Genomic DNA, 19,766 nt, shown 5'->3' on the forward strand with positions numbered 1-19,766 from the left:
AATGGAATTAGAAATAGGTTAATCTGAAGTTTCCTAGAGATATTATATGTAGTATAAGAAATTAAAGAGCATCAACACTTGATGCTCTTTTTAATTTGATATTTCTAATAATTGTTTATGTATTTTAAGTTTTCAATACATGCTCTTTCTCTCTATTTATTTAGCAGATTCAGATTGAAACGCTGGAGCCGTATTCAATCACTCTATTATTTTTACTTTCACTTCTTTTCTTCCCCACGTTAAAGCATCCGCTTCTTTTGGAATGAAAACATCAATTCTATTACCTTTGATCGCTCCACCCGTATCTACCGCGATGGCTTGTCCATAACCCTCAACCTCTACGTTAGAACCTAAAGGAATCACATTCGGGTCGACTGCTATCACTTTTGCATCATCATACTTTTTTAAATCAACACCCATTCTCGTCGTGCCGGAGCATCCAGAACAGCTTGCCGTATAAGCTGTGCTTGCAACGGTCAGCTCCTTAACATTTTGGCTTACTAAATTGGCTTTCTCCTCTAATTTGCCTAAAGTCCTTGCCCCTGCAATTCCATCAACCGATAAACTCTTTTGCTTTTGAAAATTTGAAACGGCCTGCTTTGTACCAGTGCCATATATGCCATCGACCGTTGAAGTGTAAACACCCCATACCTTCAATAGCCTTTGTAGTTCAGCTACAGGCTTGCCAATATCCCCACTGCGAAGGACTTTTATTTTCTGGTTCGTTTGTGAACCTGCTATTCCATCAACTTTTAGTCTTGATTTTTCCTGAAACTTCTTTACAGACTCTTTTGTAATCGGACCGAAGTAGCCTGTTGCTTCATGATAGGGGAAGACCCCTTTTGTCATTAATAATTCCTGTAGCTCCTTTACATCACTATGACTCGTTCCATACGAAAGTGTGCGATCTCCAACGGCAGCTTCACCTCTAGTTGGCATACAAATTCCAATAATGAATATAGAAGCCGTTATGATCGTAAATAATATTTTTTTCATGTTTGTCCTCCTCGTTGTTTCTTGCCTTAAACAATTCGCTAAACTATCACTTTTTCAGGCGCAGTTAAGGAAAAACACCTCGAAGGCACTAAAGAATTGTTAATACATGTAACAAACAGAGAAACGAATAGGGAGGATATATGATGCCAATATCCTTAGTTGTAATAGCGTATTTCATTTTTGAAGAAGAAGAAGAAGAGGTGGCATATACGCAGTTATCGGACATTCGTACTTAAAAGAAAGATTTTTTCTTAATTTACACAACCACTTAGGAAAATAATACTAAATATAATAAACTCTTCATCCCTTTCAATTCTAGCTCTCCGTATAATCAATGAATCAAAAAAAGTAGAAGAAATCGATTTTACCAGTGGCCCATCCATGCAGAAGGACATCAAGTGCTGGTTTGGATAAAAATAATTTGATTGAGGTTGATTAAATGGAGCAGTCGTGACAGGTGCGCCGAAGGAACTCAAACGTTTCCAAAACCTTGATTTTATCCGCGCCTCTATCCTTGGTGCTACAACCGATAAGTATTAATGGTGGAATCCATCAATTCATTGTAAAACAAACCCTTTGATTTATTAAGGTGCTGTCATGTATTAACTCTCAATTTTGAAGAAAAATATGGTAATATTTATTTATTGTGGAAATAGATTTAGAGATGAGGAAAACTACATGTTAACTAAACATAGTAATAACTTATTGATTATTTCATCTTTACTAGCAATAACAGGGCTAGCACTGATGTTTTTAAGTATTAATTTTGGCATTTCACTAGGGGATTCTTGGCTTGATAATCAGGAAGATGGAATCTATGATACTGACCAATACAATATGGTGGTTGAGACTCATAAAAATAATTTTATAATAATTGGAAGTGTCTTATTTGGCACTGGAATACTAACACTTATACTAACTTACTTTACATTTATATTAGGAAAAAAAGATAACGACAAACTTGTCTAACTGCTAGTCAAGTAGTGGATCAGGGCTGTCTATATGACAGTTCTTTTTTATTCAACGAGGCAGTTTGATTGTATTAATGTTATTTTTTCATTGTTGTAAATGACCATTAGGAGTGAACTCATGCAATTTTTATCCATAATCTTTTTTATTGCAATTACTGTTTTTCTCCTTTACTACTTACCTTTAATCGCAAAGGACTTACACAAACATACAAAGCAGAATGAAGAAATTAAGGCCCTTTTAGAAAAAATAGTAAATAACCAGTTGGAAAATTAGGTCTACCTAGCTTGTTGTTTGATTAACGTGAAAGACTATGAAAAAAGGGGTGGGAGAATGTTTCCTAAATTAGAAACAGAACGGCTTATCTTGAGAGAACTTACTGTAGATGATGCCCAGGATATATTAAACTGTTTTTCAAATCCTGATGTATTACGTTATTATGGACAAAAACCGTTAACCAGTTTAGATCAGGTGAAAAATATTGTTGTGAATTTTGCTAATAACTACAATGAAAAACGCGGCATTAAATGGGGAATTGAAAGTAAAGAAAAGGAAGGCATTATCGGAACAATTGGATTTCACGATTGGTCTTCTGAACATAAGAGGGCTGAAATAGGTTATGCACTTTTTCCAGAGAATTGGGGCAAAGGTCTTGCCACTGAGGCTGTTTTAGAAGTCATATCATATGGTTTTAAAGAACTTAATCTAAAGCGTATTGGAGCTATTGTGTTTGTAGAAAACAAAGCATCTAATGAGTTATTAATAAAATTGGGCTTTGAGAAGGAAGGGGTTTTAAAGAATTATATGTATCAAAATGATGTTCCATTTGATACGAACGTATACTCTTTACTGAAATAGGGGAGTAGATGAAGTACGAACCTTATTGACTAAGCAATTACCGAAAAGAAATAGTTCTAATTGAACTATGGGGTCTGATTTATTTCAATGAGGTTGATTGCTGAGAAATCTTTTCCTAATGCTAATGTAAAAGATAGACACTAAATCTGTCAGGGAGTGAGTGTGAATTTTATGGGATTCCTTAAAAATGACGAAGAAGTCCAACTGCAAGATGTCAGAGAGAGTGATCTATCCATCTTTTTCGAGCATCAATTAGATTCTACTGCAAACAATATGGCTGCTTTCACATCTAAAGATCCTGCTGACAGAGAGGCTTTTTTGAAACACTGGATGAATATTTTAGCGAACCAGAATATCTTGAAAAAGACCATACTTTATAACGGGTGTGTGGTGGGCAGCATTCTAAACTTTGAACAGTTTGGCAATCAAGAAGTCAGTTACTGGATTGGAAAGCAATATTGGGGCAAGGGGATTGCCACTGATGCACTGAGTAAATTCCTCCATGAAATAAATGTTCGACCTCTTTATGCCCGAGCGGCTAAGGATAATATCGCATCTATTCGAGTATTGAAAAAATGCGGGTTTGCAATTACCGATGAGGACAAAGGATATTCAAATGCACGAGGCGAAGAGGTTGAAGAATATATTTTGAAGCTTGAATCAACTAAATTCTAGATATGAGTTTTCGGGAAATCTTTAAACTTACAGTGTTCAAAGATTCTTTGTTGAAATATTAAATTAAATGGGTGGCATATAATGGGGGTTAAGATATTTTCGATAATTCTAATTTTAAGACGGATTATCTTCCTGAAGGACGGATTAGTTTGACACACGGACGAATTATCTTCTTGAAGGTCGAATTATTTTGCACAACGGACGAATTATCTTCCTGAAGGACGAATTAACATTCAGAGACGTATCAAATGCGACAAGATTTTAGGAGCTGTGGTTGGCTAGATGAAAAAAGTTATAGGCGTAATATTGGTATTAGGAATTATTGGATTGGGAAGTTATTTTCTATTATTAAAGCAAGAAGGATTTGAATTCACGGTAAAAAATCAAACGAATAAAGAAATTACAGGTTTATATTTGACCTATAATCATATAAACTCTGATATTAAAATTCCCTCAATCCAGCCAGGCGAAGAAACTAAGTTAAATGTAACGCCAACTGAAGATTTTGGAGAGAATTCGATGAAACTACAATATAAAGATAGTAAAGGAAAACAGCATACAGAATATGTAATCGGATATTTTGAAAAAGGATATTCAGGTGGGGGAAAAATCACTTTAGAATCTATTAATAAGAACGGGGAAATTCAAATGAAAATCGAAGATACTACTAGACTCTACTGATTGAATGGGATTATGAAAAGGTTTTACCGTTTATAAAATGATGGACCGAAATTTATTTTTGATTTCGGTTTTTCTTATTGTTTTTTTCTAATTGGGGTCAAAAAAGAAATGGAAATGTTCCAGATGTTGAAGAGCAAATTGGGCATAGGAAAAAAAATTTAATTGTAAGGGAACTTTTAATATATTTAGAAACTCTAATTGTAAAAGAAGACTTGGAAAGGAGAGACTGGCATTTGTGATTACATCGATTTCAGATTATAAGATATTGAAAAAAATAAAAAAACAAGATATGAGTGCTGTGATGGATTGGTTTAACACAAGACAATCAAAGTATTATAAAATCGGTTGGGCCTATCTGAAAAGCCATCAAGATGTAGAGGATGTTTTTCACAATACAATTATTAAGGTGCATGACAAAATTGGTCAGTTAAAGGAAGACAGTTATTTCGAATCGTGGGTGACCTCAATATTTATCAATGAGTGTAGGTCTATATACAGAAAAAGGAAACTGAAGGAAATGGAAAATCCGGAAGATTCTCTGGATATTAGCCAATTTCAAAACAAATTAGAAATACTTGAAGACTTGGATCAACTTGATCAGATATATAAGGAAATTATTATTTTAAAGTATCTTCAAGGTTATTCCCAAAAGGAAATTGCTATCATTCTTAAATTGCCAGTAGGGACTGTGAAATCCCGATTGTATAGGGGACTTTTAACGCTTAGAAAAATAATAGAAGGTGGTGAGGACATTGAAGTGTAATGATATTCAAGAATATTTTATTGATTATTTGGAAGGGGATATGGGCGAGACAAAAAGAAAAGAGATTGAAAATCACGTAATAGAATGTGAAAGTTGCAAAGAAGAAATGAAGGAGCTTCAGCAGATAGTTGCTGGGATTGAGTCAGAAAGTGATTTGATTCAGGTTCCGGATGGTTTTATGAACAAGGTTAGTCGTAAAGTTTCTAAAACTCAAGAAAGCAGACGGAAGGTTAATAAACATCGAGTTACGATGGGATTGGTTGCCACGCTTTTCCTAACATTATTTGTGGGTACGGCTGTTGCAACTAACAGTTTTGCAAGTGTAAAGGATTGGTGGAAAGATTTAAGCAACAAGCAAAACGAGGAGATGCAAGGTTATATCGATCATGGCATAGGTGAGCGGCTGAACTTAGAAGCAGAAAGTAATGGAGTGAAGGTGACCATCACGAATGTAGTCGCAGATGACATACAGACTCTGATATATTATGAAATTGAGGATCAAAAGAAGGAAAATAAATATATGATCAATATCAGTGATGGTCTGAAAATCGCAAATCAAGATCAAAATTGGATTAGTGAGGATGATTCTTCGTACTCGCCTGTCACGAATTCTCTTAGCCTTTATTCCGAAAGTGACTATATTTTTAAAGGCAGACTCGGTGTTTCGCCAATGTCCATTGAAGAGGGAACCATTAAATTGAAACTTAGTAAACTTGAAAAATTGAAAAGTACCCCTGTAGATACAGAAGGTTCCCAAAGCAGTGTACCTAGTGGAAATGATGAATTTATTGAGGGAGATTGGCGTTTTGACATTCCTGTAAAGAAATACCCATCAATCGTACATGATATAAAAGTTGAGACTAAAATTGAAGGTAATCCTGTTATTTTTGATAAAGTGACGATTGCACCGACGATAACGATAGTATCTTATCGCTATACGAATGAAAATTCGGACAAAAATATGGAATACATTAATTTTGACAGTCTCGAAAGTAAGGGGAAGCGTATTTATGACAATCAAATATTTGGTGGTTATAATGGCAGCGGGTGGAGTGAAGGGGGCTGGAATTCGTCGGAAGCAACATTTGAATCACTATATTTTGAAAAGCCTAAGAATGTACGTCTTCACATGGGTTCTGCCACATTTTCAATTAAGGATCAAGCGCCTTTTGCAATCGATGCCTCCAAAGAGCTGCCGCAGACATTTAAGTATTTAGGAAATGAAATTTCTATTGATCAAATTGGAATCGGTGAACCGACAAAAATTGTGATGACTGAAGAGCTGAATCCAAAGAGGACCTACGAAATGCTTGATTATCATTTTTATGACAAAGACGGTCAAGGATCATCAAGTGACAGTGTGGATGGATATTACATTGATAAAGACGGTAAGAAGTACAAAGGATTCGAAAATTTTTACCGTTTAAATGACCTTGAACAGCCTAGGTTCTTCTCTACTGAGCATCATATTGAATTGTCAAGGGATGATAAAAAGGAGCATTTTGTCCCAGTTGGTATAGAAATTGAAGGATATACAATAACTTCATTTAGTAATCAAATAATTGAAATACCATTGGAATGATAATTTAGTTTTGAGAGGAAGAATTTACATAGGGTTCTTCCTCTTAATTTTTCTTTAGAGACAACATACATCCTTTCGTATTTGGAAGAACCTCCACACAATCAATTGGTTACGTAAAACCAATAAACCTATTCTAAAAAAATAAAAACTTCATATTATCATAATATATGTAAAAAAATGTTATAATCAATTTGTTAATTATTAGGGTATCAGGAGGTTTTCAATTGATATTTTTATTTAATAGGTATTTGATTTTGAGCGTTTTTTTAACTTTCTCTATACTTCTTATAGGATGTTCTAATTCCAGTAGTGGTGAAGTAACGATTACTAAAGAAATGGATCAAATCGTTTCAGATACCATAATGGAACAGAATAAAGATGCATTATCCTCAACAGAAAAGCAATTTGAGGCACATAAAATATATGGTGCAGATGAAAAGGATGGCGTGATTAGCATCTATTTATACGCCTTATATGAAGGGTACAACAAATCGACTGGGACAGAAGTTCAATCTGGACATTCATATCCTGTACGTATTAGGTTAGCGAAAGATGAAAAGGGATATGTAGTAAAAGAATATAAAGAAACAGAAGAGGGAGAAGAATTCATAGACTCACTTGAAGATATGTTTCCTAGTAAATATTCAAAACAGGTATTGAAAGATACAGAAGATGGTGCTGATTTAGGTGAACAACTACAGAAAAAGGTTGAAAATTGGTTAAGTAAAACGAGCAAATAAATATCCCTTTCTTTATAACTACTATCTGGGGCAGCGTCAGGTAAATGCAGGTTTTTTTTATGAATTATTCTTTTCTTGCTATTAAAAATTGATGTTCAAACCATTGCTGCTCCTGCATTTTTAATTCTATCCTTGTTTCATTATTTCAATCAATTCATCTGGAATATCTGGATGTTGCTTAATAATTTCCATATTAAGCAACAATTCGAGTTTTGAATATTATATCCCATGTACCTCTATGGCAAATAAATAGAAACATTTGAATAAGATAATACTTTTATAATAGATTATCTTCACTACATCTATTTTTTCTATGTTCATTCACCTAAGAGACTATGTTATAGACAATATGGAAAAATATCAGCATAGCAATAATATGCATAATATGGTAATATTACATTTGTGTGATTTTGGTAAATATACAAAAAGGAAGGTATTATATGAATGAAACAGTTCTTAAGGTCCAATCCTTAACTAAAAAAATTGGAAAAGCCACCATTGTAGATAATGTTAGCTTTGAAATAAAAAGCAAGGAAATATTTGGTTTGCTCGGTCCCAATGGAGCTGGTAAAACCACTATTATTCGTATGATTACAGGTCTTATTAATCGTACGGGCGGTACAGTCATGATTAATGGATATGACCTCGATAAAGATTTTGAAGGTGCCATGAATCAATTAGGTGCCATTGTTGAAAATCCAGAATTCTATAAATACATGACAGGCAGAAAAAATATCCTTCACTATGCTCGTATGTCACCTAATAAAATATCTAATGAGCGAATTGAAGAAGTAATAAAGCTTGTTAAATTAGATCATGCCATAGATAAAAAGGTTAAAACATATTCATTAGGAATGCGTCAGCGCCTTGGTGTAGCACAAGCAATTTTGCATAAACCGTCTTTACTGATTTTTGATGAACCAACTAATGGCTTAGATCCACAAGGGATTCGCGAGTTTCGTGATTATTTGAAGGTACTGGCAAGTGAGGGCGTGGGTATTTTAATTTCATCGCATTTACTATCAGAAATGCAATTAATGTGTGATAGCTTTGCCGTTATTGAAAAGGGAAAACTCATACATACGAAAGAACATATTGTAGATGAAAAAACTGAAACAATTAGTGAAGTTCTTTTTACTGTCAGTGATGGAGGGCTAGCTAAAAAAATCCTTCAAGAACAGTTTGGTAATATACCTATTCTTAAATATGAGGCGAATTCAATTTCTGTATCAGCCACACGTGAACAAACGGCTAGTATAAACAGAAGTTTTAATGGTAATCAATTAGATGTTTATGAAATAGGCATTACTAGAAAATCACTAGAAGATAAATTCTTTGAAATAACTGAGCAGGAAATGAGGGAGTCTGTATGATGTCCTTGATAAGAAATGAATGGATGAAAATCTTTTCAAAAGGATCTACATATTTGTTTATCGTTTTTCTTTTATTGGCAGCTGTAGGAACAGCGTTGATTGATTATAAACTAAATCCAGTCGAATCAAGTAAAGATTGGAAGCAAGAGTTACAAGCAGAAATACAAGAACAGCAGAATGATTTAAAAACTTCTAAAATTAGTGAAGATGAAAAGTCCGCGATAATGGAAGAAATCGATTTAAATAAACAACTTTTAGACGCTAATATAAACCCTGACTTGCGTACGAACTGGACGTATATGGCAAACTGGACTACATCATTAACATCATTTGTTACTCTATTTGTTGTGATTGTTTGCAGCTCCTTAGTTTCATCTGAATTTTCAGATGGCACCATTAAGCAATTGTTAATCAGGCCTTATAAACGTTGGAAAATTCTCCTTTCTAAATATATAACATCACTACTATTTGCAGCGTTATTACTTGTGAGTCTATTTATATTCAGTTATATAGTAGGAATTTTATTCTTTGGAAATGGGTCGTATTCAGATAAAATTCTAGATCCTGCATCTTTTGGTTTTAGTCCTGTAATAGTAGGCGATTATTTTGTTGATATGATGGTTTATTGGATACCAGGATTTTTAGTTATCACAACCATTGCTTTTATGTTAAGCACATTATTTAAAAGCCAAGCACTTGCAGTAGGCGTTTCAATATCTATTTTATTTGCTTCAACTCCTTTAAATTTAGTTATACAGTCACTTATTGAAAAAAATGAGTGGTTAAAGTTCGTCTTATTCCCTCATCTCAATTTAAGAGGTTACATTTCTGAATCGTTCTCAATGTTTGAGGGAGCAACTCTTGGATTTTCTATAAGTGTACTAGCAATCTATTACCTTATCTTCTTAGCATTAACCTTTTTCTTCTTTCAAAAGAAGGATATTTCAAACTAAGATTTTTCCATTTATAAATAGAATGAACCGAAATCGATCTTTGATTTCGGTTTTTCTTATTAAGACAAAGGGCGTTAATAAAACAAGAACATTGAGAATTTATACCAAATTCATTTCGTTTTATATTATGCTTGAAGAAAAAGGAATGTAATGAATGAGGATGGTGTTTTAGATTGGGGTTATTTTTTGAAAAAAGGGCAAAGAAAAGTACAAAATCATTTATTATAATAAAAATCTTAATGAGCCTAGCAATATTGTTCGTGTTGGTAATGGGCTTTATCAATAATTTTGATTTCTATTTTGTTATGTTCTTTACCTTATTAGGGGTCAATTCAGTAATAGATGGGATTGAAAGTTATTTTCAAAAAGAAGATAAGCGGGTCTATCTATTAAATTACGGATTTGCGGTTATATACATTATTTTATCATTTCAATTTTCGGGGTAACTTTTTCTTGTTGAGCTGATAGGCCAGGATAAATTTGATTATTTACCGATTTCTATAGAGACAACTTTGTCATCTTCTGATTCAGAATCAGAAAAGAATGTTGAAGCCATTGAAGAAACAGTTCAAGATTATCTTAACTCAGAGAAAGTAAAGAATATAATTAAAAACGATCAATATGAGATCAATATTTATAGCAACAAGGGAAAAAAATTAAATTAATACCCGCTGAAGACATCTTGAATAATCGATTTCCCATTCCACACAGAAAATCTCTAAATAGTTATTAATCTAACAGGTGCGATTCTTCATTAATAAGGATCGCCTTTTCTTATGCAGTTAACGGAGCAGGATAATTAAGAATAAATATAAGCATATAAAAAGCTCTCCATTATGAAGAGCATTTATTGTAGGCTTTTTGCTTTTAAGGTAATACGGTTTGATTTGGATTATTCTTAGCTGAAGGTGAACGAAAAGCTATGAAGAACCATAAAATATTTACAATTATTGCAGTAAGACAAAGACCTATGATACTAGCAATATATATAGCGCTAATGTCTTTAAATTTTGCTATTACTAGAACTGCTACAATTATTGTGGAATTTATCAGTAGACCGCCGCAACAAAACAAGGCTAAAACGAATCTCATTATATCTATACCTATCCAATATATTATTAAGGGCAATAGATAAAAAACAAGTATCATTCCTATTGATATCCACATTCCTGAAGACCCGAATTGATTAGCATTCGGTCCTAAATCTGCAAGCGGGGATAGTGAGATTGTAATCAATAAAACACAAAAAAGGACTGCTGAAAGCATAGTCATAAAAATAATTCCCTTTCTTTTTCTCATAATATTTCACTTCCTTTAATGTTTTCATTTTATGGGTTTATAAAATGTTAAAATTACCCATTCAGTGTATCGTAACATAACTGGAATGTATTTACACCTTAAAATTTATTAGCAGTCTTATTTTATAATGGGTGCTTTATTTCAATGAGAAGTAAAGCCTTTTTCTATTCTAACTGGGCGACGTTAGTTGAATAATAGTTCTTTATTAAGCTAAAAGGTTAATTAGAAATTAATATAATTTGAATTTTATCCAATTATATCCGTAAATTTCTATTAGAAGATTATGAAAGGGGCTCCTAGGTATAAAAAAATTGGTTTGTTAATGAGGCAGTAGGGTTATCGTTGTTTCTATTAGGAATTTATATATCCCAATGGACACTTTTTGGCATAGTGATTGGAATTGGTGGGGGAAGTATAATGGGGATTAGTTCGGTAAAATTTTCTAATTAGTTATGGTAGTAGCTTAGGCCCTTTTATTATATAGGATAGCTTTTTTATTCTAGTATAACGGGTTAATATGGAAGGTCGGTGGGGTACCTTGTTAAAAATATTAAGAATCGTTTTTTCTATAATAGTTCTTACTTTATCAGGATATGGTTTAATCACTGGAAATTTCAAGCTATCTTCATATATGATTTTTTTCTTAGGAGCGTTAATGTTAGTGACAGGATTAGCCGAGCTTCAAAAAGATAGAAAAAGATTTTGGGGGTATATGAGCATTATTGTTTCTTTATATGCTTTCTTTGTTTCTATACAGGGGTTTTTATTGAACTAAGTGGTAAGATTAGTTGGAAAATTTACGCTGTGTTGTGACAAGATAATAAAACCTGTTGTAAGAAGTGTTCTGAATAATAGTAAATGAATAGGTGTGGTTCATATTGATAAAAGATAATATATTTTGCTCTCATTTTTTTATTTATGTCTATGGCATTAAATAATCCTATTTCAAGAACACTATTCGTTAAGAAGAACGAAGGATCCTGAAGGTATACTCTTATAGCAAAAAAGTCTAGATTAATGAGTATTATAGACTTACCTTATAAAACCTCCTATTAAGAAAATGATAGGAGGTTTTTTTATGTTAATGCTCGAAGCTAAGCTTATTGAAAAATCGGAACTACATAAGCTTTCTCTTTTGGACCCATTGGATGGTCTGCGCACTTCAAAATCCACTTTTTCTGCCCAAAACCCTTTAGATCTTTGTTGGTCTTCAATATAGACGGTATCTGTATGAAGATAGATAAGATCAGCCAAGCTAATATATTGTAAAATAAAAAATGGGAAATATATGAGGAGGGATTAAAAATAAGAAAAGTTGAAGTAACTGAATATAATAACCAATGGACTTCTATGTATAAGGAAGAGGCTAATGTAATACATAAGATTTTTGGGCCTGAAATAATTGAAATTCATCATATAGGAAGTACTTCTGTTTACGGACTAAAGGCAAAGCCTGTTATTGACATAATGCCTGTGGTAAGAAAAATCCATCTAATAGATGAGTTTAACAAGAATATGTTAGGGATTGGTTATGAGCCGAAAGGAGAAAACGGATTATATGGACGTAGGTTCTTTCAAAAAGGAGGAGATAACCGAACTCATCACGTTCATATTTATCAATTAGGCAATCCCGGAATTGAACGTCATCTTGCTTTTCGAAATTACTTACGAGAAAATCCTTCTGCTACAGAAAAATATGGTGATCTTAAAGAGGAATTGTCATATATATTTCCTTACGATATGGATTCGTACATCAAAGGAAAAGAAAAGTTATTATTGGAAATTGAACGAAAAGCCTTATCTTGGTATCGGAGTTCAAGAGGATGACTACATATTTATAAATAAAGGGACTTTTCTTAAGTTAATAAAGTATATAAGTTCTTTATTTAATAATGATATAACGGAAGGGGTAGTTTTACTTCAAGTAACGTGGCAGTTTATTGAAAAGGCTCTAATTAAGGAGATGGATTGTTAAAGAAGAAGATGGCAACTGAACTTAATCTAAAATGAAACCACCACCCGAAGGTGAAGGTTTCTTATTGTATCGAGGAAATACACGACAAATTACTGTTCTTCTAAGATGGTTACAGAAACACTTTGTTTATTATTTGGTTCATCAAGGGAATGGATTGTAGCTATTCCATTCTGTTCATCCACATGCTCAATGTAGATACTTTCCCCATTATAGGTCACATTAGCCATAATTGGCGAAGAAGCAATTTCTTCTGCTCGTTGTGCGTTCATTTTAGCCACCTCCTTTGGATTTGCAACTGTAATAATATTTGTTCCAAATTTCTAAAATATACATGTTGTAATTGAAATGCTTCCAAGTTAAGAAAACATAGAACTAAGATTAGATATGGATGGTTCCTAAAATACCAGGGGGTTCACTAGGACCCTATTAAGGTTTTTTTCAAATGTCCAGTTCTTCAAAGTGATGAGATAGATGACTATTAAACGATAGACTTGAATATGACCTCTTATTTAATGAACGGGGGCTTAAGTTTAAAGTAGGGGTTGCTGCGGCAACTCTTTTCTTATTGTGCTAACGTGGCCGTTTAGTTTTACACTCTTTCAACATGGTATCAAAGGGGGATATGGAAGAATATTATTTAAGGTAACAACGTAAGAAAAGGGTAGAAAAAAATCTTAAAACAAAGGAGAGTTAAACATGAAAGAAAAACAACCAGAAACAAAAGAAATGAATTTAACATCGCTCATGAAAGACTATGCGAACTACAACCTCTGGGCAAATGCCCAATTGATAGATTGGCTGAAAACAAAGCCATCTGAAATAATAGAACAGAAAATACCTTCGAGTTTTCCGAGTATCAAATGGACACTCAAGCATGTTTCTGATGGTGAGAAATTTTGGTTGGAAGTGTTAAAGCAGGAGTCAACACCGGATATAGGGGTTTTCAGTGATCGATCATATAAGACTGTCGAAGAGGTGTTTAAAATGATTGTGGACAATTCCAAAGAACTGGCCCTATATGTGAATTCACTTACCGAAAGTTCAATAACAAAAGATTGCCATGTGGAAACTCCATGGTTTAATGAAACCCGTCCAAGATTTGAATATATTCTCCATGTAATGAATCACAGTACCTATCATCGAGGGCAAATTATAACTATTGGACGCAATATTGGTTTAACCGATGCTCCTATGACAGATTTTAATATTTACAATTTTTTTGGAAAGTCCGCCACATGAATGCTTCTTATCATATTTAACTATTAATCTGCGGATAACTTATTTTTAAGCTAATGGTGGTGTTAGTTTAACTAAACAAATTAAGGAAGTCGATACTTTAACGTACACTAATCGGCTTTTTTAGGTTGAAAACTTGCTTTCATTGAAGATCCGGCTGCCCTCTGGCCGCTTTTTTTGTTTGTGCAACTACCTGAAAATAAACTTTTTAAAAAGGAAAACTAAAGAATACAAGTGATTTAATGTAATGTTCTTTTTAGATTGAAAATAGATTGACATTCATTGGTAATGTGTTAATATTTATAAAAATGGAACCGGTACCGAAATTCGCGAATGGATGAATGAAATGGTTAAACGAGAAAATTCAAAAGTTACAATTTACGACGTCGCTAGAGAAGCTGGTGTCTCAAAAACCTCGGTTTCCCGCTATTTAGGGGGGAGATATGATGAGCTCTCTGACAAAACCCGCAAGAAAATCGAGCTGGCAATCAACAAAATGGAGTACCGCCCCAGTACCATGGCCAGGGGGCTTAAAAGCAATAAGAGTTATTTGATTGGAATTATAGTTGCAGACATTAACAATCCATACACGACGGCTATCCTTCGTGGGGCTGAAGATATATGCAGCCAGAACGGTTATAATCTGATGATTTGCAACTCGGATAATAATCCGGTTAAGGAAAGAGGATATTTTGAAATGCTTCTATCCCATCGTATTGATGGGCTTATTATTCATACAACCGGCGGAAATCACGACATGTTAAAACAGATGCAAGACCAGAAGACGCCGATTATCTTGCTGGATCGGAAAGTACCTGATCTTGAAATTGATACTGTAGGCTTGGATAATTTTCAGGCCACTTCGCAAGCGGTCAATTATTTGGTCAACCAAAACTATGAACGAATAGCGTTTTTCAGCGAACCAGCAAGCAAAGTAAGTACCCGGTATGAACGGCGGCTATCCTTTCAGCAAACGTTATTGAGCCACGGTCATCCGAGTTCAAAAGATGTTTATGAGGTAAATGTCGACGATTTAAATGATGTAGATTCCAAGCTTCAGCACTTTTTAGATGACTCAGAAGGCAAGGCACGAGTTATATTAACCGCAAATAGTGTGGTGCTATTAAAATTAATTTTGCTTTTACAAGAAAAGAAACTGTCGGTTCCAAAAGATTTAGCAATAATTGGCTTTGATAATCCAGAGTGGAGTACGATTGTTTATTCAGGAATTACAACAATTGAACAGCCTACGTATCAAATCGGGGTGGCTGCTATGGAAATGATATTGCGTCGTATTGACGGGCACGAGTCTCCAGCCCAAACAATGGCGTATCAAGCGAAACTGAACATAAGACAAACAACGCCTTATATCCAGAAATAAGTCTTCTAAGAAAGGAAGTCTTATTTCATCACAAAATGGTACCGATACCATTTTGATGAAAACGCATTCATTAGGAGGAATAATATGAAAGTCTTTGTATGCATGAATTCAATACCATTAGAAATACTTCAAACACTCGGGCACCTTGAAATCATAAAATCAATCTCAGCCGCTGGAGCAGATGGAATCGAAATCAGAAGAGAGCTATTGGGCCCAGATGATTCATTGAAAGAATTAGGTGCCTTATGCAGAGAGCTTAACTTAGACATTTATTATTCTGCTCCTGAATGTCTGATCGGCCCTCACTATCAAATGGATGAGCAACGTTTTAAGCAACTGGCTAGGGAAGCGGATGAACTGGGAGCTGAATTGCTAAAGCTGCCTCTAGGACACTATCATTTCACGGAAACTGATATGACTCAAGTAAATAAGGTTTTAGTAGAAGAGATGCAAAGCCACAGTGGATTAAAGATTACCATCGAAAACGACCAAACGCTTGAAGGTGGAAATTTAAATCGAATCGCTCATTTTCTGAACCGTTCTGAGAAGTTGGACATTCCGATTCGATTGACTTTTGATATGGGCAACTGGCTGTACACAGATGAGGTTCCAATGAAGGCTGCACAAGAGTTAGGGAGATATGTTGTCTATGTTCATTTGAAACAGGTGAAGAGGGAGAAAGAGGAATGGATAACTGAGCCGATTTCATTGCCACTGCAGTCTGATGTGAATGAGTTATTAGTAAGGTTAAGTGGTACCTATCCGAGAGCGATAGAATTCCCAGTAACCTTGGAAAATGTAGCAACCTATATTTCACATATGAAAATGGAACAGGGGGTTAACCATGAGCGAGCTTAAAGTATTAACGATGGGAGAGGCAATGGCGATGTTCATAGCGGATGAGCCGGGGAGCCTTGAAGACTGCTTAAGTTATAAACGATCTGTGGCGGGGGCGGAAACCAATGTAGCCATTGGCTTGTCAAGGTTAGGAATCAGGACTGCATGGATGAGCAAGGTCGGAAATGATTCATTCGGGCGAATGATTATGAAAACGCTCACAACTGAAGGAGTAGATGTCTCGAATATTTTAGTGGATGAGCTAAATCCAACAGGGTTCCAGCTGAAATCGAAAGTCGAAAAAGGAGATCCGGTCGTTGAATACTTTAGGAAGAATTCAAGCGCCAGTAAGATTTCCCTAGAGGATTTTCCATTAGAACAGCTCCCTTTAACTCAGCACCTGCATTTAACAGGGATACCGCCTGCCATTTCAGGTAGTTTCAGAGATTTGTCGTGGCAAGTGTTGAATCATCTGAAACAAAAGGATGTAACCATATCATTCGATCCAAATCTTCGTCCTACCCTCTGGTCGAATGAGAGGGAGATGATTAACGTCGTCAATCAGTTTGCAGAAAAGGCGGATTGGCTGCTTCCCGGAATTCAGGAGGGAGAAATTCTAACAGGATATGGCAATAAAGAGGATATCGCCAGTTATTATCTAGAACGAGGGGTTAAGCTTGTGGTGATTAAACTGGGGGAAGAAGGAGCCTATCTTGCTACAGAAAATGAAAGGAAACAGGTGCCCGGTTTTACTGTCACGAAAGTGGTTGATACAGTTGGGGCGGGAGACGGGTTTGCTGTCGGGGTAATCAGCGCATTATTGGAAGGGTTGTCATATGAAGAAGCTGTTGTACGAGGAAATGCGATAGGAGCAAAAGCCGTGATGTCTTCTGGAGATCATGAGGGGTTTCCTAATATGGTAGAGCTAGAACACTTTATGAAAAAAGGAGTGCTTCAATCATGAAATCTGCTCAATTACAGGTAGCTTCGAGGAAAAGGTGGATGAGATTAATCCCTTTGGTGTTCATCACATACAGTCTCGCCTATCTCGACCGTGCCAACTATGGATTTGGTGTAGCAGGAGGGATGGGGGAAGACCTCAATATTACAGCAGGAGTATCTTCCTTTCTGGCCGCCTTATTTTTCCTTGGTTATTTCTTTTTCCAAGTTCCTGGCGCACATTACGCGGAAAAGAAAAGTGCAAAGAAACTTATTTTCTGGAGTTTGATTCTCTGGGGAGGACTAGCCACATTAACGGGAATGGCGACAAGTGTGGAGTGGTTATATCCCATTCGCTTCATGCTGGGAGTAGTTGAAAGCGCTGTTATGCCTGCGATGCTCGTTTTCTTAAGCCACTGGTTTTTAAAAGAAGAACGCTCTCGTGCCAATACCTTTTTGATTTTAGGAAATCCAGTTACTGTATTATGGATGTCGATACTTTCCGGTTATTTATTGAAGGCATTTGACTGGAGATGGCTGTTCATAATTGAAGGACTTCCGGCTGTCCTGTGGGCGTTTATCTGGTATAAGCTTGTTAATGACCGTCCAAAAGATGCTAAATGGCTTACGGATCAAGAAAAGAAAAATATGGAGTCTGTCCTTCAAGAAGAACAGGCTGCATTAAAGCCTGTAAAAGATTATCGTGAAGCTTTTAAATCAAAGCAGGTCATCGTACTCAGCATCCAATACTTTACGTGGAGCATTGGAGTATATGGGTTTGTTATGTGGCTGCCATCTATTATTAAAAAGGCATCCCATATGGATATTGTAGCAACGGGCTGGTTATCATCCGGGCCTTACTTGTTAGCTGTTATTTCGATGCTGACATTATCCTATTTTTCAGATAAAACATTAAATCGAAAAACGTTTGTTTGGACATCGCTGCTTGTAGGGGCGGTCGCATTTTTCGGATCCTTCATGATCGGTACATCGAATTTCTGGCTTTCATATGCTCTGTTGGTCATTGCTGGCGGTGCTATGTATGCCCCTTATGGCCCTTTCTTTGCCATCATTCCTGAAATTCTTCCGCGGAATGTGGCTGGAGGAGCAATGGCCCTAATTAATAGTATGGGGGCGCTTGGTTCATTTGTAGGTGCCTATTTTGTTGGATATTTGAACGGCTTAACTGGAGGGCCAGGAGCATCCTATATTTTTATGGCCGGTTCCTTATTAATTTCAGCTCTGCTCACATTGACGGTTAAAAAGCCAGTAGTTGCATCAGTCGAGCAAAGTGAGGTAGTTTCGTCATGATCATTCAGCTAGCACTGGACCGCATGAACATGAAGGAAGCCATTGAAATGGCTCGAACCGTGGAATCCTCTATTGATTGGATAGAAGTAGGAACTTCTCTTATTAAAGAGTTTGGAACGACTAGTATTAAAAAAATGAAAAATCAATTTCCGGATAAAAAAATCGTTGCAGACATGAAGACGATGGACAATGCGGCTTACGAAATGGATTTATGTTTTGAGGAGGGTGCAGATGTTGCTACGGTGATGGGAGCTGCACCCGATGTAACCATACAAAAATGCCTGGAAAAAGCGCGTGAATACAAAGGTCAGATCATGATAGATTTATTGAATGTACCTGATTCCCGGTTTGAACAATTACAGATATACAATCAGGCAGTGTTTTGTGAGCATGTAAGTAAGGATAGCCAGGAGATCGCTGATCATGCCGTTGCCAAAATGAGAAAGCAGGCTGGATTAATAAGAGCAGTAGCAGGGGGGATTACACTTGCAACCTTGCCAGAAATGATCAGGCAGGGTCCAGATGTTATTATTATTGGCTCGGCGATTACAAAAGCAAAAGATCCAGCAGAAGCTGCTCGTCTGTTTAAGGAAACGATAAATATGGTGAAAGGTGTGAATGAAGCTTGAAAAAGGAAATCTCGATTATTTTAGAAGAAGTGAACGGTGTTTTTAACAAAATGGATGTAGGAGCAACGGAATTGCTCCTGCAGCAGCTACAGCCTGCTACTAGAGTTTTTATTGTAGGTGAAGGACGATCGGGGTTTATGGCTAAAGCCTTTGCGATGCGATTGATGCATCTTGGCTTAAACGTTTTTGTAGTCGGGGAAACGATTACACCTTCTCTTGCGAAAGGAGATCTAATCATAGCCATTAGCGGGAGTGGTTCTACGAATAGTGTGATTTCCGTTGCTGCAAAAGGTAGAGACATCGGATGCAAGGTGATTTCCATTACTACGAATAATCAATCGGATTTAGCGAATGTTTCTAATGAGGTTCTGGTGATTCCGGCTGCAACGAAAAATCGTTTAAACCATGAAACGAAAAGTGTCCAGCCTTTAAGTTCATTGTTTGATCAGTGTGTACATGTTTTGTGTGATGCAGTATGCCTAAATTATTCATTAAGCCAGTCTATAAGCCATGAATTAACTTATTCCAAGCATAGTAATGTAGAGTAGAGTGAAGGCTAGCCCCTTCAT

At 35.6% G+C, this 19,766-nt stretch carries 23 protein-coding genes; 20 read left to right on the top strand and 3 right to left on the bottom strand.

Features of this window, described 5'->3' with window-relative positions:
* Positions 1-198: 198 nt before the first annotated feature.
* Entirely contained in the window at positions 199-996 is a 798-nt protein-coding gene (locus JFU24_RS20515) for a peptidoglycan-binding protein (protein WP_201186799.1), read from the bottom strand.
* A gap of 678 nt (positions 997-1,674) precedes the next feature.
* On the opposite strand from JFU24_RS20515, the gene JFU24_RS20520 reads away from it, so the two are divergent.
* The 10 genes from JFU24_RS20520 to JFU24_RS31395 all read left to right on the top strand — a co-directional run bounded on the left by JFU24_RS20520 (position 1,675) and on the right by JFU24_RS31395 (position 10,255).
* On the top strand, positions 1,675-1,965 hold the full coding sequence (locus JFU24_RS20520) for a hypothetical protein (RefSeq protein WP_201250364.1): 291 nt from the start codon (positions 1,675-1,677) through the stop codon (positions 1,963-1,965).
* Between the two features lie 333 nt (positions 1,966-2,298).
* Entirely contained in the window at positions 2,299-2,823 is a 525-nt protein-coding gene (locus JFU24_RS20525; protein WP_056520188.1) for a GNAT family N-acetyltransferase, read from the top strand.
* Between the two features lie 171 nt (positions 2,824-2,994).
* Positions 2,995-3,498 (top strand): GNAT family N-acetyltransferase, encoded by a 504-nt coding sequence (locus JFU24_RS20530; RefSeq protein WP_201250948.1) that lies wholly within the window; start codon positions 2,995-2,997, stop codon positions 3,496-3,498.
* A 282-nt stretch (positions 3,499-3,780) separates the two neighbouring features.
* Positions 3,781-4,179, top strand: a complete 399-nt coding sequence (locus JFU24_RS20535) for a hypothetical protein (protein ID WP_201225217.1) — start codon at positions 3,781-3,783, stop codon at positions 4,177-4,179.
* A gap of 235 nt (positions 4,180-4,414) precedes the next feature.
* Positions 4,415-4,942 carry a sigma-70 family RNA polymerase sigma factor gene (locus JFU24_RS20540; RefSeq protein WP_201250365.1) on the top strand — a complete coding sequence of 176 codons (528 nt, stop codon included), beginning with the start codon at positions 4,415-4,417 and terminating at the stop codon, positions 4,940-4,942.
* Positions 4,932-6,524 (top strand): DUF4179 domain-containing protein, encoded by a 1,593-nt coding sequence (locus JFU24_RS20545; RefSeq protein WP_201250366.1) that lies wholly within the window; start codon positions 4,932-4,934, stop codon positions 6,522-6,524. Before JFU24_RS20540 ends, JFU24_RS20545 begins: the two co-directional genes overlap by 11 nt.
* A gap of 224 nt (positions 6,525-6,748) precedes the next feature.
* Positions 6,749-7,264, top strand: a complete 516-nt coding sequence (locus JFU24_RS20550) for a hypothetical protein (protein WP_201250367.1) — start codon at positions 6,749-6,751, stop codon at positions 7,262-7,264.
* A gap of 440 nt (positions 7,265-7,704) precedes the next feature.
* A complete protein-coding gene (locus JFU24_RS20555) occupies positions 7,705-8,637 on the top strand; it encodes an ABC transporter ATP-binding protein (protein ID WP_201186791.1) in 933 nt (310 codons plus the stop codon).
* On the top strand, positions 8,637-9,590 hold the full coding sequence (locus JFU24_RS20560; RefSeq protein WP_201222963.1) for an ABC transporter permease: 954 nt from the start codon (positions 8,637-8,639) through the stop codon (positions 9,588-9,590). The genes JFU24_RS20555 and JFU24_RS20560 overlap by 1 nt, the downstream gene beginning before the upstream one ends.
* A 464-nt stretch (positions 9,591-10,054) precedes the next feature.
* A complete protein-coding gene (locus tag JFU24_RS31395) occupies positions 10,055-10,255 on the top strand; it encodes a DUF4030 domain-containing protein (protein ID WP_446728304.1) in 201 nt (66 codons plus the stop codon).
* Positions 10,256-10,457: 202 nt separating this feature from the next.
* On the opposite strand, the gene JFU24_RS20570 is transcribed toward JFU24_RS31395, so the two are convergent.
* The gene (locus JFU24_RS20570; RefSeq protein ID WP_201250369.1) at positions 10,458-10,889 is read right to left on the bottom strand and encodes a DUF5391 family protein; all 432 of its coding nucleotides are present in this window, start codon (positions 10,887-10,889) and stop codon (positions 10,458-10,460) included.
* Between the two features lie 538 nt (positions 10,890-11,427).
* On the opposite strand from JFU24_RS20570, the gene JFU24_RS20575 reads away from it, so the two are divergent.
* From JFU24_RS20575 to JFU24_RS20585, 3 genes are all read left to right on the top strand, one after another.
* Positions 11,428-11,664: a DUF3953 domain-containing protein gene (locus tag JFU24_RS20575; RefSeq protein WP_201250370.1), complete on the top strand. Its 237-nt coding sequence runs from the start codon at positions 11,428-11,430 to the stop codon at positions 11,662-11,664.
* A gap of 303 nt (positions 11,665-11,967) precedes the next feature.
* Entirely contained in the window at positions 11,968-12,108 is a 141-nt protein-coding gene (locus tag JFU24_RS20580) for a hypothetical protein (protein ID WP_201186776.1), read from the top strand.
* A gap of 86 nt (positions 12,109-12,194) precedes the next feature.
* Positions 12,195-12,716, top strand: a complete 522-nt coding sequence (locus JFU24_RS20585; protein WP_201250949.1) for a GrpB family protein — start codon at positions 12,195-12,197, stop codon at positions 12,714-12,716.
* A gap of 237 nt (positions 12,717-12,953) precedes the next feature.
* Here the strand turns inward: JFU24_RS20585 and JFU24_RS20590 are convergent, their stop codons facing one another.
* Positions 12,954-13,133: a small acid-soluble spore protein H gene (locus JFU24_RS20590; protein ID WP_053347758.1), complete on the bottom strand. Its 180-nt coding sequence runs from the start codon at positions 13,131-13,133 to the stop codon at positions 12,954-12,956.
* Positions 13,134-13,560: 427 nt separating this feature from the next.
* Between JFU24_RS20590 and JFU24_RS20595 the strand changes: the two genes are divergently transcribed.
* From JFU24_RS20595 to hxlB, 7 genes are all read left to right on the top strand, one after another.
* Positions 13,561-14,103, top strand: a complete 543-nt coding sequence (locus JFU24_RS20595; RefSeq protein ID WP_201222967.1) for a DinB family protein — start codon at positions 13,561-13,563, stop codon at positions 14,101-14,103.
* Positions 14,104-14,446: 343 nt separating this feature from the next.
* Positions 14,447-15,481, top strand: a complete 1,035-nt coding sequence (locus JFU24_RS20600) for a LacI family DNA-binding transcriptional regulator (RefSeq protein WP_201250371.1) — start codon at positions 14,447-14,449, stop codon at positions 15,479-15,481.
* Between the two features lie 84 nt (positions 15,482-15,565).
* Entirely contained in the window at positions 15,566-16,339 is a 774-nt protein-coding gene (locus JFU24_RS20605) for a sugar phosphate isomerase/epimerase family protein (protein ID WP_201250372.1), read from the top strand.
* A complete protein-coding gene (locus tag JFU24_RS20610) occupies positions 16,326-17,282 on the top strand; it encodes a sugar kinase (protein ID WP_201222969.1) in 957 nt (318 codons plus the stop codon). Before JFU24_RS20605 ends, JFU24_RS20610 begins: the two co-directional genes overlap by 14 nt.
* Positions 17,279-18,568: an MFS transporter gene (locus tag JFU24_RS20615; RefSeq protein ID WP_201186770.1), complete on the top strand. Its 1,290-nt coding sequence runs from the start codon at positions 17,279-17,281 to the stop codon at positions 18,566-18,568. Before JFU24_RS20610 ends, JFU24_RS20615 begins: the two co-directional genes overlap by 4 nt.
* Complete coding sequence (gene hxlA / locus JFU24_RS20620; protein WP_201186768.1) at positions 18,565-19,197, top strand: 3-hexulose-6-phosphate synthase; 633 nt, start codon at positions 18,565-18,567, stop codon at positions 19,195-19,197. Before JFU24_RS20615 ends, hxlA begins: the two co-directional genes overlap by 4 nt.
* Positions 19,194-19,745, top strand: coding sequence for a 6-phospho-3-hexuloisomerase (gene hxlB, locus JFU24_RS20625; protein WP_201186765.1), 552 nt, complete (start codon positions 19,194-19,196; stop codon positions 19,743-19,745). The genes hxlA and hxlB overlap by 4 nt, the downstream gene beginning before the upstream one ends.
* Positions 19,746-19,766 lie beyond the last annotated feature (21 nt).

It is taken from the genome of Peribacillus sp. TH27 (assembly GCF_016650915.1).
Lineage (GTDB): Bacteria > Bacillota > Bacilli > Bacillales > DSM-1321 > Peribacillus > Peribacillus butanolivorans.

Excerpts from the sequence above, each read along its gene's own strand:
- JFU24_RS20515 (WP_201186799.1), bottom strand. The coding sequence starts at position 996 with ATGAAAAAAATATTATTTACGATCATAACGGCTTCTATATTCATTATT.
- JFU24_RS20520 (WP_201250364.1), top strand. The coding sequence starts at position 1,675 with ATGTTAACTAAACATAGTAATAACTTATTGATTATTTCATCTTTACTA.
- JFU24_RS20525 (WP_056520188.1), top strand. The coding sequence starts at position 2,299 with ATGTTTCCTAAATTAGAAACAGAACGGCTTATCTTGAGAGAACTTACT.
- JFU24_RS20530 (WP_201250948.1), top strand. The coding sequence starts at position 2,995 with ATGGGATTCCTTAAAAATGACGAAGAAGTCCAACTGCAAGATGTCAGA.
- JFU24_RS20535 (WP_201225217.1), top strand. The coding sequence starts at position 3,781 with ATGAAAAAAGTTATAGGCGTAATATTGGTATTAGGAATTATTGGATTG.
- JFU24_RS20555 (WP_201186791.1), top strand. The coding sequence starts at position 7,705 with ATGAATGAAACAGTTCTTAAGGTCCAATCCTTAACTAAAAAAATTGGA.
- JFU24_RS20560 (WP_201222963.1), top strand. The coding sequence starts at position 8,637 with ATGTCCTTGATAAGAAATGAATGGATGAAAATCTTTTCAAAAGGATCT.
- JFU24_RS20570 (WP_201250369.1), bottom strand. The coding sequence starts at position 10,889 with ATGAGAAAAAGAAAGGGAATTATTTTTATGACTATGCTTTCAGCAGTC.
- JFU24_RS20580 (WP_201186776.1), top strand. The coding sequence starts at position 11,968 with ATGTTAATGCTCGAAGCTAAGCTTATTGAAAAATCGGAACTACATAAG.
- JFU24_RS20590 (WP_053347758.1), bottom strand. The coding sequence starts at position 13,133 with ATGAACGCACAACGAGCAGAAGAAATTGCTTCTTCGCCAATTATGGCT.
- JFU24_RS20595 (WP_201222967.1), top strand. The coding sequence starts at position 13,561 with ATGAAAGAAAAACAACCAGAAACAAAAGAAATGAATTTAACATCGCTC.
- JFU24_RS20600 (WP_201250371.1), top strand. The coding sequence starts at position 14,447 with ATGGTTAAACGAGAAAATTCAAAAGTTACAATTTACGACGTCGCTAGA.
- JFU24_RS20605 (WP_201250372.1), top strand. The coding sequence starts at position 15,566 with ATGAAAGTCTTTGTATGCATGAATTCAATACCATTAGAAATACTTCAA.
- JFU24_RS20610 (WP_201222969.1), top strand. The coding sequence starts at position 16,326 with ATGAGCGAGCTTAAAGTATTAACGATGGGAGAGGCAATGGCGATGTTC.
- JFU24_RS20615 (WP_201186770.1), top strand. The coding sequence starts at position 17,279 with ATGAAATCTGCTCAATTACAGGTAGCTTCGAGGAAAAGGTGGATGAGA.
- hxlA (WP_201186768.1), top strand. The coding sequence starts at position 18,565 with ATGATCATTCAGCTAGCACTGGACCGCATGAACATGAAGGAAGCCATT.